The 14,027-nt window shown below is 74.2% G+C and carries 11 protein-coding genes and 1 pseudogene; 7 read left to right on the top strand and 5 right to left on the bottom strand.

The features are described from left to right. The first annotated feature begins 32 nt into the window (after positions 1-32). The 5 genes from ACFY3J_RS19780 to ACFY3J_RS19760 all read left to right on the top strand — a co-directional run bounded on the left by ACFY3J_RS19780 (position 33) and on the right by ACFY3J_RS19760 (position 5,881). Complete coding sequence (locus tag ACFY3J_RS19780; protein WP_390841365.1) at positions 33-683, top strand: alpha-ketoglutarate-dependent dioxygenase AlkB family protein; 651 nt, start codon at positions 33-35, stop codon at positions 681-683. A 60-nt stretch (positions 684-743) separates the two neighbouring features. Beyond that, positions 744-1,982 carry an ROK family protein gene (locus ACFY3J_RS19775; RefSeq protein ID WP_390841364.1) on the top strand — a complete coding sequence of 413 codons (1,239 nt, stop codon included), beginning with the start codon at positions 744-746 and terminating at the stop codon, positions 1,980-1,982. Between the two features lie 253 nt (positions 1,983-2,235). Further along, positions 2,236-2,541: an SHOCT domain-containing protein gene (locus ACFY3J_RS19770; protein WP_361420738.1), complete on the top strand. Its 306-nt coding sequence runs from the start codon at positions 2,236-2,238 to the stop codon at positions 2,539-2,541. Further along, positions 2,538-3,323 carry an ABC transporter ATP-binding protein gene (locus tag ACFY3J_RS19765; protein ID WP_390841363.1) on the top strand — a complete coding sequence of 262 codons (786 nt, stop codon included), beginning with the start codon at positions 2,538-2,540 and terminating at the stop codon, positions 3,321-3,323. Before ACFY3J_RS19770 ends, ACFY3J_RS19765 begins: the two co-directional genes overlap by 4 nt. Further along, complete coding sequence (locus tag ACFY3J_RS19760; protein ID WP_390841362.1) at positions 3,320-5,881, top strand: ABC transporter permease; 2,562 nt, start codon at positions 3,320-3,322, stop codon at positions 5,879-5,881. Before ACFY3J_RS19765 ends, ACFY3J_RS19760 begins: the two co-directional genes overlap by 4 nt. Positions 5,882-6,351: 470 nt before the next feature. Here ACFY3J_RS19760 and ACFY3J_RS19755 read toward each other — a convergent pair whose 3' ends face one another. After that, on the bottom strand, positions 6,352-6,903 hold the full coding sequence (locus tag ACFY3J_RS19755) for an ATP-binding protein (protein WP_390841361.1): 552 nt from the start codon (positions 6,901-6,903) through the stop codon (positions 6,352-6,354). Positions 6,904-7,085: 182 nt separating this feature from the next. Further along, complete coding sequence (locus ACFY3J_RS19750; RefSeq protein WP_390841360.1) at positions 7,086-7,409, bottom strand: hypothetical protein; 324 nt, start codon at positions 7,407-7,409, stop codon at positions 7,086-7,088. A gap of 365 nt (positions 7,410-7,774) precedes the next feature. Here ACFY3J_RS19750 and ACFY3J_RS19745 point away from each other — a divergent pair, with 365 nt between their 5' ends. Continuing rightward, entirely contained in the window at positions 7,775-8,899 is a 1,125-nt protein-coding gene (locus tag ACFY3J_RS19745) for a PLP-dependent cysteine synthase family protein (RefSeq protein WP_384180670.1), read from the top strand. A gap of 111 nt (positions 8,900-9,010) precedes the next feature. Here the strand turns inward: ACFY3J_RS19745 and ACFY3J_RS19740 are convergent, their stop codons facing one another. After that, entirely contained in the window at positions 9,011-9,838 is an 828-nt protein-coding gene (locus ACFY3J_RS19740) for a DeoR/GlpR family DNA-binding transcription regulator (RefSeq protein ID WP_384180668.1), read from the bottom strand. 357 nt (positions 9,839-10,195) lie between these two features. Between ACFY3J_RS19740 and ACFY3J_RS19735 the strand changes: the two are divergent. Next, a pseudogene (locus ACFY3J_RS19735) lies at positions 10,196-10,658 on the top strand (hypothetical protein); the annotation flags it as partial. 184 nt (positions 10,659-10,842) lie between these two features. Here ACFY3J_RS19735 and ACFY3J_RS19730 read toward each other — a convergent pair. Both ACFY3J_RS19730 and ACFY3J_RS19725 read right to left on the bottom strand, forming a co-directional pair. Then, the gene (locus ACFY3J_RS19730) at positions 10,843-13,281 is read right to left on the bottom strand and encodes a right-handed parallel beta-helix repeat-containing protein (protein WP_384180666.1); all 2,439 of its coding nucleotides are present in this window, start codon (positions 13,279-13,281) and stop codon (positions 10,843-10,845) included. 111 nt (positions 13,282-13,392) lie between these two features. After that, on the bottom strand, positions 13,393-13,992 hold the full coding sequence (locus tag ACFY3J_RS19725; protein WP_384180664.1) for a hypothetical protein: 600 nt from the start codon (positions 13,990-13,992) through the stop codon (positions 13,393-13,395). Between the last annotated feature and the right edge of the window lie 35 nt (positions 13,993-14,027).

Genomic DNA, 14,027 nt, shown 5'->3' with positions numbered 1-14,027 from the left:
CAGCTCACGCCGTGTCCGGCAGGATGGGAAGCATGGACGCCGAGCTGTTCCCGCGCGACCGCAGGCGGATCGCGCCGGGCGCCGTGCACCTGCCGGACTGGCTGGACCCGGCCCGGCAGCGCGCGCTGCTCGCCGCCTGCCGCGAGTGGGCCCGCCCGCCCGCCGGCCTGCGCACGGTGCGCACACCCGGCGGCGGCACGATGACCGCCCGGCAGGTCTGCCTGGGCCGGCACTGGTACCCGTACGGCTACGCCGACACCGCCGTCGACGGCGACGGTGCCCCGGTCAAGCCGTTCCCCGCGTGGCTGGACGAGCTGGCCCGCGGCGCGGTGGACGACGCGCTGGGCCCCCGTGCGGCCGGCCCGGCGCCGTACGACATCGCCCTGATCAACTTCTACGGCGCCGAGGCGCACATGGGCCTGCACCGCGACAGCGACGAGAAGTCCGGAGCGCCGGTGGTGTCGCTGAGCCTCGGCGACACGTGCGTGTTCCGCTTCGGCAACACCGAGACCCGCACCCGGCCCTGGACCGACGTCGAACTGCGCAGCGGAGACCTGTTCGTGTTCGGCGGGCCGTCCCGCCTCGCGTACCACGGGGTGCCGCGCGTCCATCCGGGCACGGCACCAGCCGAGTTGGGGCTGACCGGACGGCTGAACATCACTCTCAGGGTGAGCGGCCTCTAGCCCGGCCCACCGGACGAGTCGCCGGTCACCGGATGTACGGATCATGGGAGACTCGCCCCCATGAGCGGCAAGGCGGACCCCCGGACGGCGGGGGAAGGGAGCACCTCCAGGACCCGGCTGGACCGGGGGCGCGGCGCGCTCGGGCCCGCGTTGGAACTCGTGCACACCGGGCGCGCCCCGACCCGCGCGGTGCTCACCGCCGAGCTGGGCGTGACCCGGGCGACAGCCGGCGCGGTGGCCGCCGAGCTGGAGGCGCTGGGCCTGATCCGGGTGGACGCCCGGCCCGGCGCGGCGGCCGGTTCCCAGGGGCGCCCCTCGCACCGCCTGGCGGTCGCCGAGGACGGGCCCGTCGCCCTCGCCGCGCAGGTGCACGCCGACGGATTCCGCGCCGCCCTGGTCGGCCTCGGCGGCCGGATCGTGGCGACCGCGCCCGGCCGTGGGACCGTCGACGCCGACCCGGCCAAAGTGCTCGGCTCCGTCGTCGAGGCCGGGGCGGAACTGCTCCGCACGACCGGCCGGCGTTGCGTCGGCGCCGGGCTCGCCGTGCCGTCCGCGGTCGCCGAGCCGGAGGGCCTCGCCCTCAACCCGCTCCATCTGGCCTGGCCCGCCGGAGCACCGGTGCGGAGCATCTTCGCGCAGTGCGTGCGCGCGGCCGGGATCAACGGACCGGCCTTCGCCGCCAACGACGTCAACCTCGCCGCGCTCGCCGAGCACCGGCACGGCGCCGGGCGCGGCGCCCGCGACCTGCTGTGCGTGGCGACCGGGCATCGGGGCGTGGGCGGCGCGCTGGTCCTCGACGGGCGGCTGCACACGGGCAGTTCGGGCCTGGCACTCGAGGTCGGTCACCTCACCGTCAACCCCGAGGGCCGTCCCTGCCACTGCGGCAGCCGCGGCTGCCTGGACGTCGAGACGGACCCGCTGGCGTTCCTCACCACCGCGGGCCGCGAACCGGGCCCCGAGGTGTCGCTGCTGCGACAGGCCGAGGACCTGATCCGCGACCAGTACGACGACCCGGCCGTCCGCAGGGCCGTCGAAGCCCTCGTCGACCGCCTGGGTTCGGGCCTGGCCGGCCTGGTGAACATCCTCAACCCGGACCGGATCATCCTCGGCGGCCTGCACCGCACCCTGCTCGACGCCGCCCCCGACCGCCTGCGCGCCGTCGTCGCCGACCGCAGCCTGTGGGGCCGGAGCGGCGTCGTCCCGATCCTCTCCTGCACCCTCGACCACAACAGCCTGGTCGGCGCGGCCGAACTGGCCTGGCAGCCGGTCCTGGACGACCCGCTGGCAGCCCTGACCTGACCCGGCCCCCCGTACTTCCCGCGCGGTAGGCCGCGGTTCTCCGCCCGCCGGACCGCGGGCCTCGCCGGATCCGTCCCGCAAGACGGGGCAGGCCGCACGGAGCAGCCGCGGCACGCCCCCGTACTCCCCGGGAGGTAGCCGCACTGCCGCTGGCCGTACGACGACCCGGAACCCCTCCCCGAGCCACTGTCGACGCAGCACCGGAGAACTCTCCGAAGCCTCTCGGCAGACCCCTCGAGGGAGATGAACCAAGATGCAGACCCTGGCGAACTGGGACGGCGGCCCCGGGCCGTGGATCCTCTTCTTCCCGCTGTTCTGGGCGGCCGTCGTCGTCGGCGCCGTCACCCTTCTGCGCCGTACCGCCCGGCGCGGCCGCGGCGCCCCCTGGCGCGGCATGGACACCGGGCCCTGGCGCGGCCCGGACGGGCGCCCCGCCGCGGACTCGCCGCTCGCCGTCCTCGGCCGCCGCTTCGCCTCCGGCGAGATCGACGAGGACGAGTACTGGCGCCGGTTGTCGGTGCTGGAGGAGCAGTTCGGCCGCACCGGCGGTGCCCGGTGACGACCACGCCCGCCTCCACCGCCTCTTCCACCACCCCCACCACGTCGGTCCCCGGGACGGCCGCGCGGGTCGTCGACGCCGTGAAGGTCCACGGCGCCGGCGACACCGCCGTACGAGCCCTGGACGGCGTGAGCGTCGGCTTCCCGGCCGGGCGCTTCACCGCGATCATGGGGCCCTCGGGCTCCGGAAAGTCCACCCTGATGCACTGCGCGGCCGGACTCGACACGCTCACCTCCGGCAGCGCGTACATCGGCGACACCGAACTGGGCGGCCTCGACGACCGCCGGCTGACCCTGCTGCGCCGCGACCGCGTCGGCTTCGTCTTCCAGGCGTTCAACCTGGTGCCGACCCTGACCGTCGCCGAGAACATCACGCTGCCCCTCGATCTGGCGGGCCGGCGGGGCGACCCCGAGTGGATCGACGCGCTCGTCGAGGTCGTCGGCCTGCGCGACCGCCTGCACCACCGGCCCGCCGAACTCTCCGGCGGACAGCAGCAACGCGTCGCGGTGGCCCGCGCGTTCGCCGCCCGCCCGGACGTCGTCTTCGCCGACGAGCCCACCGGCAACCTCGACTCCCGCTCCGGCCAGGAGGTGCTCGGCCTGCTCGGCCGCGCGGTGCGGCAGACGGACCGCACGGTCGTCATGGTCACCCACGACCCGGTCGCCGCCGCCCACGCCGACGAGGTGCTCTTCCTCGCCGACGGACGCCTGGTCGACCGCATGGAGTCCCCGACCGCCGACCGGGTCCTGGACCGGATGAAGGCCTTCGAGGTGCGGACGTGAACGCCTCCCTCCGACTGAGCCTCTCCTCCCTGCGAGCCCACCGACGGCGCTTCGCCGGCACCTTCCTCGCCGTGTTCCTCGGCGTCGCCTTCCTGGCCGGGACCCTGGTCATGGGCGACACCCTGCGCGCCAGTTTCGACTCCATGTTCGGCAAGGCGACCGACGGCACGGACGCCGTCGTCCGCAGCGCCGACGTGATCACCGCGGCCGGCGAGGGCCAGGGCGTACGCCGGCCGGTGGACACCGCGCTGGTGAGGACCATCGAGCGGCTCCCCGGTGTCGCGGCCGCCGCCCCGGACATCCAGGGCGCGGGTCAGCTCCTGGGCCGCGACGGCGAGCCCATCGGCGGCCAGGGCCCGCCCACCCTCGCCGGCAACTGGATCTCCGACCCGAAGCTCAACCCGTACCGGCTCGCCGAGGGGCGCGCCCCCGCGAAGACCGGCGAGGCCGTCGTCAACCGAGGCGCCGCGAAGAAGGGCGGCCTTCGGATCGGCGACACCACGACGCTGCGCACCCCCGACCCCGTCAAGGTGACGATCGTGGGACTGGCGACCTTCGGCGGCACGGACGGCATGGCGCAGGTGACCTTCACCGGACTGACCCAGGCCGACGCCGAGAAGTACCTGACCGCCCGGCCCGGGGAGGCGGCGGGCATCGGGGTGCGGGCCGGGCCCGGGGTGAGCCAGGCCGAGCTGGTGCGGCGGCTGACTCCCGTACTGCCCAAGGGCGTCGAGGCGGTCACCGGCCAGGAGGCCGCGCGGGAGAACACCGACATGGTCTCCAGCCAGTTCCTGACCGTCTTCACCACGTTCCTGCTGGTGTTCTCGGGCGTGGCGCTGCTGGTGGCGACCTTCTCCATCCACAACACGTTCGCGATCGTCGTTGCCCAGCGCACCCGCGAGAACGCGCTGCTGCGCGCGCTGGGCGCCTCCCGCCGACAGGTCACCGCCGCCACCCTCGTGGAGGCGAGCGCCGTCGCCCTGACCGCGTCCGCCGCCGGGCTGGCGGGCGGCATCGGGATCGCCGCCGGGCTCCAGGCGCTGTTCCCGGCGATCGGATTCCCCTTCCCGGAGGGCAGCCTGGTCGTCCAGCCGCTGTCGATGGCACTGCCGCTGGTGGTCGGTGTCGTGGTCTGCCTCGGCTCCGCGCTGACGCCCGCCGTGCGGGCCGGCCGCACCGCGCCCATGGCCGCGTTGCGCGAGACGGCCGTCGACACCTCCGGCGCCTCCCGCCCGCGCGCCGTGGCGGGAGCGGTCCTCGCCGCGACGGCCGTCGCCGCGACCCTCGCCGGTGTCCTGGTCTCCCCGTCCGTATGGGCGGCCGGAGTCGGCGCCGTCCTCGCCCTGGCCGCCTTCGTGGTGCTCGGCCCGGTCGCCTCCGCCATCGCCGTACGCCTGCTCGGCAGCCCCCTCGGCCGGCTGCGCGGCATCACCGGCGGTCTGGCCCGGCGCAACGCGCTGCGCAGCCCGAAGCGCACCGCGGCGACCGCGAGCGCGCTGATGATCGGGGTCGCCGTGGTGTCGCTGTTCACGGTCTTCGGTGCCTCGCTCAAGGCCACCATGGACCAGACCGTCTCCCGGTCCTTCGCGGGCGACCTCGCCGTGAGCACCCCCTCCTTCGGAGCCGGGGGCAGCGGCCTGAGCCCCCGGCTGGCCGGAGCGATCCAGCGGCTGCCGGAGGTGGACACGGCGGTCGGACTCGGCCGGGGCATCGCCGAGGTCGACGGCGAGGGGAGGGCCCTGACCGTCACCGACCCGGTCGCGCTCGCCCGGACCTTCGACCTCGGAACCGTGAACGGCTCCCTGAACGGCCTGGGCACCGACGGCATCGCCGTCACCCGCGACGAGGCCGACCGGCGGGGCCTGACGACGGGGGACCGGGCACGGCTCACCTTCACCGACGGCACCACGCGGACCTTCACCGTCCGCGCGGTCTACGGCCGGTCCGAACTCGCCGGCGACTACGTCGTCAGCCGATCCGCCTGGGCCCCGCACCGCACCCAGGACTCCGACAGGCTCGTCGCCGTCTCCCTCCGGCCCGGCGTGAGCGCGGAGGCGGGCAAGGCAGCCGTCGAACGGGTCGCCGCCCGGTACGGCGACCCGCAGGTGCAGACCCGCGACGAGTACGCGCAGTCCTCGGCGGCCGGGATCGACATGATGCTCACCCTGGTCTACGCGCTGCTCGCCCTCGCGGTGTTCATCGCACTCCTCGGCATCGCCAACACCCTCACCCTGGCGATCCACGAGCGGACCCGCGAACTCGGTCTGCTCAGGGCCGTCGGCCAGACCCGGTCCCAGCTGCGGGCCATGGTCCGCTGGGAATCGGTCCTGGTCGCCGCGTTCGGCACGGCGGGCGGACTCATCCTGGGCGCCTTCCTCGGCTGGGTGCTGGTGAAGGCGTCCGACGGCGAGAGCGGCACCGCGTTCGCCTTCGCCGCCCCGCCGGCGCAGCTGCTCGTGGTGGCACTGGTGGGGATCGCGGCGGGCGGGCTCGCGGGGCTGCGCCCGGCCCGGCGCGCCGCCCGGCTGGACGTGCTGCGAGCCATCGCCACCGAGTGAGCACCGGGGCCGGGGTCCGGGGTCACCGCGACTTCGGCCCCCGGTGGTCACCGCGAGTCCGGCCCCCGGTGGTCACCGCGAGTCCGGCCCCCGGTGGTCACCGCGACTCCGGCCCCGGCGGTCACCGCGGGACTCCGGCCCCGGTGGTTACTGGGAGTCCGGCTCCGGCGGTTACCGGCCCGGTGGTTACTGGGAGTCCGGCTCCGGCGGTTACCGGCCCGGTGGTTACTGGGAGTCCGGCTCCGGCGGTCACCTCGGGGCTCCGGCACACCACCGGGCGGTGACCGGGCGGCAACCCGGTCACCGCCCACGGCCCGTCACGGCCTGTGGCCCGTCACCGCCCACGGCCGACGGCCTATGGCCCGTCACTGCCTACAGCCCGTCAGGGCCTGTGGCCCAGGGCCCGTCACGGCCCCCGGCCCGTCACCGCCCCGGCCGCCACCCTCGTCAGCCGGCCACGGCGCACGCGGTCAACCGACGACGGCGGATCCGGCCGGAGCGTGGACCGGCCGGACGGGCCGGACGCCGTCGAGCGCGGAGGCGGCCTCGGCCAAGCGGCGCGCGGACCGCTCCGCGGTCACGAGCGCCGGTACCCGGGCCGGCACCGCGACCGAGGGCGCGGCGGTCGGCAGGGTGAACCAGACGACCTTGCCCTGCTCGCCGTCCGGCCGCGCGCCCCAGCTCTCGCTCATCGCGGCCACCATCGCCAGCCCCCGCCCTTCGGTGGCCAGCGGCGCGATGTCACCCATCTTCTCCACCACGGGGAGGCGAGGGTCGTGGTCGCGCACGGAGACCGTGAGCCGCTCGAGCAGCAGTTCGAGCTCCACGGTGCACAGCTTGTCGGGCCGGGCGTGCCGGTGGACGTTGGTCAACAGCTCCGTCACACCGAGCGCGGCCCGGTCTATCAGAGGGTCCAGATGCCAGTAGCGCAAGTGCGCCGATACGATTCTGCGGACTTGGCCGATCCGCGACGGCAGGGCTTGGAGCTCCACCGTGCAGTGCCTGCTTGGGTGACTGATCACGGCTGCGACTCCCCGACGTTGAGGTCCGGAAGAACACGACGTTTCGGATGCAGCAGGACGCCTGCGTGACATTGCCGCCTGCTGTCTGGCCGGCGGGCTGGTTCGCAGCGTTATCGCCGGTAAACCCTGAGTGACGTGAGACAAGCGTGACCCACGGTGTGGGGTCACGCAACTCGCCTCACTCAGCCGCCGCGCCGAGCCGCTCGACGGACGGCCTCGACGAACCGGCGGGCCGCGGGCGGCCCCGTCTCGCCCGGTGCGGGGTCGTGGTCGCCCAGGGTCAGCAGGTACTGCTGGCCGCCCAGGTCGGCCAGCGCCCGGTCGTCCGGCGCGTACCAGGGCTGGGACGCGCGCACCGACTGCACCGGAGCGCTGTCGATCTCACTGCCGTAGCTGGTCAGCAGCTCCAGCCTGCCGTCGCGGATCCGGACCCGTCCGGCCCGGGTGAGTGAGCGCAGTCGCTTGTCGATGCGTACGCCCGTGGCCGTGAACTCCGGTTCGGCCATCTCCCCGCCCTTTCGTGCGTGTCGCCGGCTCCCGCTCCGCCTGGTCCACGAGCCGGCCCGGCTCGTTCGAGATCCCGTGTCACGGCGGGCTCTTCGTCCCGCCGCGGTGCAGTCTGCACGCCTTCGGCACGGAGCACCAGTGCGCGGGGAGCGCTCGCGGGTGGCGCCCGGAGCACTCGCGCGAACGCGCCCCCACCCGCGCGCCCCCTCGCCGCGGATCGGCCCCGGCCCGGTCTGCTCCCAAGCGTCTCCTTGAGCGGCTCAAAGATGCGTTTATGCAGGTGAGAAGCGTGTTGAAGGTGTCTATCATCGAGCGTGTCCGGCCGCGCGGGACGCCGCCGGCGCACAGTGTAAGGAGCCCCGCCGTGAGCACCACCGAGCAGCGCCGGACCGGCGACACCCTCGACGTCGACCGCAGCGACAGCGGATACCGGGACTGGCTGAAAGAAGCCGTCCGCAAGGTGCAGGCCGACGCCAACCGCTCGGCCGACACCCATCTGCTGCGCTTCCCGCTGCCCGAGGAATGGGGCATCGACCTGTACCTGAAGGACGAGTCGACCCACCCCACCGGAAGCCTCAAGCACCGGCTGGCGCGGTCGCTGTTCCTGTACGGGCTGTGCAATGGCTGGATCCGCCCGGGCCGCCCGGTCATCGAGGCATCCAGTGGCTCGACGGCCGTCTCGGAGGCGTACTTCGCGAAGCTGATCGGCGTGCCCTTCATCGCGGTCATGCCGCGCACGACCAGCGCCGAGAAGTGCCGCCTGATCGAGTTCCACGGCGGGCGGTGCCACTTCGTGGACGACCCGCGCACGATGTACGAGGCCTCCGCCGCCCTCGCGGCCGAGACCGGGGGCCACTACATGGACCAGTTCACCTACGCCGAGCGGGCCACGGACTGGCGCGGCAACAACAACATCGCCGAGTCCATCTTCCGGCAGCTGGAGTTGGAGCGCTTTCCGGAGCCGGCGTGGATCGTCGCCACCGCGGGCACCGGCGGCACCTCCGCGACCATCGCGCGCTACGTCCACTACATGCAGTGCGACACCCGCGTCTGCGTCGCCGACCCCGACAACTCGTGCTTCTTCGAGGGCTGGACCACCGGCGATCCGGACGTCACCTGCGACTGCGGCTCGCGTATCGAGGGCATCGGACGGCCGCGCATGGAACCGAGCTTCGTGCCCGGGGCCATCGACCGCATGATGAAGGTGCCGGACGCCGCCGCCGTGGCCGCCGTACGCGCCCTGGAGCGGGCCATCGGCCGCAAGGCGGGCGGCTCCACCGGGACGGGCCTGTGGAGCGCCCTGAAGATCGTCGCCGAAATGCTGGCGGAGGGCCGCCAGGGCAGTGTCGTGACCCTGCTGTGCGATCCGGGCGACCGCTACCTCGACAAGTACTACTCCGACGCCTGGCTGACCGAACAGGGCCTCGACAGCGCCCCGTACGCGCAGGCGCTGGAGTCGTTCCTGACGACCGGCGAGTGGCCGGGCTGAGAGGGCCCGTACGGCCGGCCGGTCCAGGTCCTCGGACCGGCCGGCCCCGGAGTGGGAGCGGAGTGGGCGCGGGCGGTCGGCCGGGTACGGCCGGCCCTCGCCGACGTTCCCTCAGATGTCCGTCTCGTCCCCGGGCTCGCCCGCCACCACCAGCCGCAGGTGCTCCGAGATCTCGGAGCGTGCCTCCGCGGGCAGTCCCGCGTCCGTCACCAGCGTGTCGATCCGGTCCAGCGCGGCGAAGGAACTCAGGCCCACCACACCCCACTTGGTGTGGTCGGCGACCACCACCACCCGGCGCGCCGACTGCACCAGCCGACGGTTGGTCTCGGCCTCGGCCAGGTTCGGCGTGGACAGGCCCGCCTCGGCCGATATCCCGTGCACCCCCAGGAACAGCACGTCGAAGTGGAGCGCGGCGATCGCCTGGTCGGCCACCGGACCCACCAGCGAGTCGGACGGCGTGCGCACCCCGCCGGTCAGCACGACCGTCGCCGCGCCCTGCCGCCGGCCGGAGGTGCGCTGCGCCGAGTGGAAGACCTCGGCGACCCGGACCGAGTTGGTGACCACCGTCAGATCGGGCACGTCGAGCAGGTGCTGGGCCAGCGCGTACGTCGTCGTACCGCCCGAGAGGGCGATCGCCGTGCCCGGCGAGACCAGCCGGGCCGCCGCCCGCGCGATGTCCTCCTTGGCGGTCAGCTCCAGACCCGACTTGGCCTCGAAGCCCGGCTCGTGCGTACTGGCCTCCACCACGGGAACCGCGCCGCCGTGCACCTTCTCCAGCACGCCCTGCCGGGCCAGCGCGTCCAGATCGCGGCGCACCGTCATGTCCGACACGCCGAGCTTCCGGGTCAGCTCGTTCACCCGGACACCGCCGCGGCGCCGGACCTCGTCCAGGATCAGGGCGCGCCGCTGCTCCGCGAGGAGGTTCTGATTCTCACTCACGTGCGCTCCGGTTCCTTTCGCCTCAAGCCGTCCGACCCGCCCCGCGCAGCCGCCGGCGACGAGAAGGTCCGTCAGTCCTCCGGTGCGCGGACGTCCCATCCTTTCACGGGGCGGTCCGCACCGCGCCATCGCCCGACCGACGCGCGCATGACATCGTTGCCCCCCCCGTACGCGCCTCTCCTCATCCGGATCGGGGAGATCCGTTGACGAGGGGTGTGCCGCGTGTCACGGGAGGCGATCCTGGTGTCTGGCGCATCCGGTCGGCTCGTCAGGTGCGGCGGGGCCGTCAGCCCCGGCGGACTCCGGTTGCCGCTGCGCATGTTCCACTGTTCGCACTTCCCCCGTGACGCGTCCGTCGGCCTGTGTCCGTGCGCACGGCACTCCTGGCTGGGCTTCCTGTCGCCCGCGGCCGGCGGCTGGTGGAGCACGCCCGGCCGCTGCCTCGCCCTGGCCGCCCTGGCGCCCGCCGCGCTCACCGGGCTGCTGTGGTACCTGGCGCACCGCACCTGGAGCGCCTACGAGTCCCAGCAGCCGATCTCCCGCGACCCGGAGCCCGAGGACGACTCCGGCAACGGATCCCTGAGCCGTCCCGGCTTCTGGTACGGGCCGACTGGTGGCTCGGCTGCGTGCCGCGCACCCCGCCGCGGGCCTGCTGACGGTCGCCGTGACGATCGCCGCGCCCACGGCGGCCCTCGACCGCGGCCCCGGCGGCCCCCAGGCCCTCGACACGGCGGGCCGGCTCCTGCTCACCACCCTGCTCGTCTGGTCCACCGCAGTCGTCCGGGTCGTCTGCCGCCGGGGCCGCACCGAGCACCTGCTCGCCATCCGCGGCCCGCCCCGATCCTGGGCCACTCCGACCACCAGGCGGACCCGGCCTTCGACGAGGAACGCCGCCGACTGCCGGCGCGGCTGCGCCCGGACCTCCCGGCGCCCCGCCACGGGCAGCCCGACGTACCCGCCTCGGAAGCGGACACCGGTCCGGAGCCGCCGGGCGGGTCCGGCTCTCAGGGCAGCGCGGGCAGGTCCTCGGCGTAGAGCAGTGTCAGATCGTCCGTGCTCGGCTCGGCGAGCTGCGCGACCCGGCCGGCGTGCCGCTCCACCATGGCCTCGAAGGTCTGCCGCGCCGTGCGGCCGTTGCCGAACGCGGGGCCCCTGGGGACCGCGGTGAAGTACGCCAGCAGGGCCTCGGTCGTGTCCGGAGCCAGCCGGTACTCGTGCTCCTCCGCCTGCTGCTCCACGATCCGCAGCAGTTCGTCGGGGCCGTAGTCGCTGAAGGTGATGGTGCGGGAGAAGCGGGAGGCCACACCCGGGTTGACGGACAGGAAGCGCTCCATCTCGGCCGTGTAGCCGGCGACGATCACCACCACCGCGTCCCGCTGGTCCTCCATCAGCTTCACCAGCGTGTCGATGGCCTCCTTGCCGAAGTCGCGCCCGGCGTCCTCCGGGGAGAGCGCGTACGCCTCGTCGATGAACAGCACTCCGCCGCGGGCCCGTTCGAAGGCCTCCTGGGTGCGGATCGCGGTGGATCCGATGTGCTCGCCGACCAGGTCGACACGGGACACCTCCACGAGGTGGCCCTTCTCCAGGACACCGAGGGAGGCCAGGATCTCGCCGTACAGGCGGGCGACCGTGGTCTTGCCGGTGCCGGGGGAGCCGGTGAAGACCAGATGCCGCTTGACCGAGGCGGCCTTCAGCCCGGCCTGCTGACGGCGCCGGCCCACCTCGATCATGTCGGTCAGGGCGCGCACCTCCCGCTTGACGCTGTCCAGGCCGACCAGCGTGTCGAGTTCGCCGAGGACGTCCTTCGCGGTCCGCGCGGGAACCTCCGGCTCACCGGCGGTCACCAGCGGCTCCTGCTCGGTGGTGCGCTGCCCGGGGATCGCGCCCAGCAGGCCGGTGGACGGGGGCGTGGTCTGCACGGCCGCCTCCCGGGCCACGAGCGGGCGCACGCCGCCGCTCTCGTCGCTGGTGCAGTCCTCGACCACGGGGCCCGACCCGGCCCCGGCGTCCGGCCCGCCGTCCGCGAACTCGTAACCTCCGCGGGCGCACCGCTCCGTACGGCACTTCTTCAGCGTCGTACGGCAGCCGTCGATCACATGGAAGCCGTAGCCACCGCTGCCCGTCACCCGGCAGTCCAGGAAGCTGCCGCGGCCCCCGGCGGAGACGTAGAAGCCGGCCTCGGCGGGGGAGGCGACCGTGCACCGCTCGATGGTGGGGTCGGCGCCCTTGGTGACGATCACACCGGTCTGGGTGTCGTCCACGGTGCAGTTGTTGAGCGTGCCGCCGCTGCCGTGGTCGCGGAACCAGGCGCCCGTGGCCGCGTCCTTGATCCGGCAGTCGTCGAGCTGCGCGGTGGCGCCGTCGCTCACCGACACCGCCGTGTTGCGCACCTGGGACAGATCGCTGTCGACGACGTCCGCGCGGGAGCCGCGGTCCAGCACGAACAGCGCGTCGGGCACGTCGTGCACCCGGCAGGAGTCGAGCACCGCGGTGGCGCCGTCGCTGACCCACACCGCGGGGTAGTCGCCGGTGCTGTCGAAGATCTCGCACTGGTTGGCGTCCACGCGCGTGCCCGGGTCCCACACCGACAGGCCGTTGCGCCCGAACTGACGCACCGTCGTCCGCGTCAGCGTCAGCACGGAGCGGGAACGCAGGTCCACCGCGTTCTCCGGGATGTCGTGGATGCGGCAGTCGGCCAGCGTCAGCACGGCGTCGGTGTCGAGCGTGACACCGTCCGCGGCGGTGCGGTGCACATCGCAGTCGGTGAGGTGCGCGGTGGCCCGGCCGGTGATCTGTACGCCGCTGCCCCGGACCTCGTAGACCTCGCAACCCACCGCCTCCAGGGCGGAGTTGTCACCCGTCGCCGTCAGGCCCGCGCCGGAGGTGTGGTGGATGCGGCAGTTCTCCAGCCGGGGGTGGGCGCCACCGCGGACCGCCACGCCCGACTGCCCGGCCGCGACGACCTCGCACTCCTCGAACACCCCACCGCCGCCGTCGAGTACGGCGATGCCGATACCGGCCGGGTTGTCGACCGTGCAGCGCCGCACGGTGGGCCGGGCGCCGCCGCGCACCTCGATTCCGGCCGCGGACCGGGTCACGATCCGCAGGTCCTTGAGTTCCGGCGCGCCCTCTTCGACCAACAGGGCGGGCGCGGTGGCGTCCTGGCCCTCGACGTGCAGGTCCTGGACGACCGCGGAGGCGCGCACGGTCAGGGGCACCCCCTCCGTGGGGGCGATGCGCACCGAGCCCGGGGCGCCCTCGGGGCCGCGCAGGGTCACTGCCTGCTGTACGACGAGGTTCTCCCGGTAGGTGCCCGGGGCGACGGTGAGCACGTCACCGTCGGCCGCGGCCTCCAGGGCGGCGGCGAGCGATGTGTACTCACCCGTGCGGCGCCGCCACCGCGATGTGCCGGTGTGCGTCACCTGGACCGTGCCCTGTGCCATGGCGCTGCTGTGCCCCCACCTCGTCGTACGCGGGTTGGTTGATGCCGAGTGCGTCGGCCGGTCCACCGTAGCGTGCGCGCGGACGCTCGGTTGACCAGAGCCCAAAGGCCGTCAGCTGCCGGTGCCGGTACGGCCCCAGTCCGGGCCCGCGCGGTCCCAGGCCTGGTCCCAGCCCGCGTACCGCCGGCGGACCAGGCGCCAGACGATCAGCCGGCGTGTCCCCTCCACCAGGCCCGCGGCCAGCATGCCCGCGCCGCAACCGGCCAGCACCGCATGGGTCGTGGCCGTCGTGGAGTCCAGGGGGCGGGTCACGGTGCGGCCGTGCCCGTCCGTCCACAGCGTGAAGTGGTCGCCGGGGTGGGGGGACCCCAGGCTCGTCGTGACCGGGCCGTGCTGCCGGGTGCCGTCCGGGGCCGTCCAGTCGGCGAGGACGCGGCTGCGCAGCTCCCGTCCCGTGGTGATCTCCGGGTCGGGATCCGGCCGGTTCAGTATCCGCACCACCGTGGCCGCCACCGGGTGGCGGGACTGGCGCTGCTCGCGCACGGACTGCTGAAGGGCGTCCTGGGCGAGGGAACCGGCGAGGGAGCCGATCACTGGGGCGGCGACCAGGACGAGCAGCAGCGCCGCCAGGGCCACCCAGGCCTCGACGAGATCGGTCCTGCGCCGCAGCGGGTTGTGCCGCCAGCGCCAGAGTCCGCTGATCGCTCGCACGGTTACCGCACCCCCCTTCCCCTCCGTGATAACCC

The organism is Streptomyces sp. NPDC001231 (genome assembly GCF_042896885.1).
Classification (GTDB): domain Bacteria; phylum Actinomycetota; class Actinomycetes; order Streptomycetales; family Streptomycetaceae; genus Streptomyces.
The sequence above is the reverse complement of the archived record's forward strand: the minus strand, read 5'-3'. Positions and strand labels throughout refer to the sequence as shown.

Bases quoted from the DNA above. Each gene is read 5' to 3' on its own strand.
- ACFY3J_RS19775 (WP_390841364.1), top strand. From the start codon at position 744: ATGAGCGGCAAGGCGGACCCCCGGACGGCGGGGGAAGGGAGCACCTCC.
- ACFY3J_RS19750 (WP_390841360.1), bottom strand. From the start codon at position 7,409: ATGGCCGAACCGGAGTTCACGGCCACGGGCGTACGCATCGACAAGCGA.
- ACFY3J_RS19780 (WP_390841365.1), top strand. From the start codon at position 33: ATGGACGCCGAGCTGTTCCCGCGCGACCGCAGGCGGATCGCGCCGGGC.
- ACFY3J_RS19730 (WP_384180666.1), bottom strand. From the start codon at position 13,281: ATGGCACAGGGCACGGTCCAGGTGACGCACACCGGCACATCGCGGTGG.
- ACFY3J_RS19770 (WP_361420738.1), top strand. From the start codon at position 2,236: ATGCAGACCCTGGCGAACTGGGACGGCGGCCCCGGGCCGTGGATCCTC.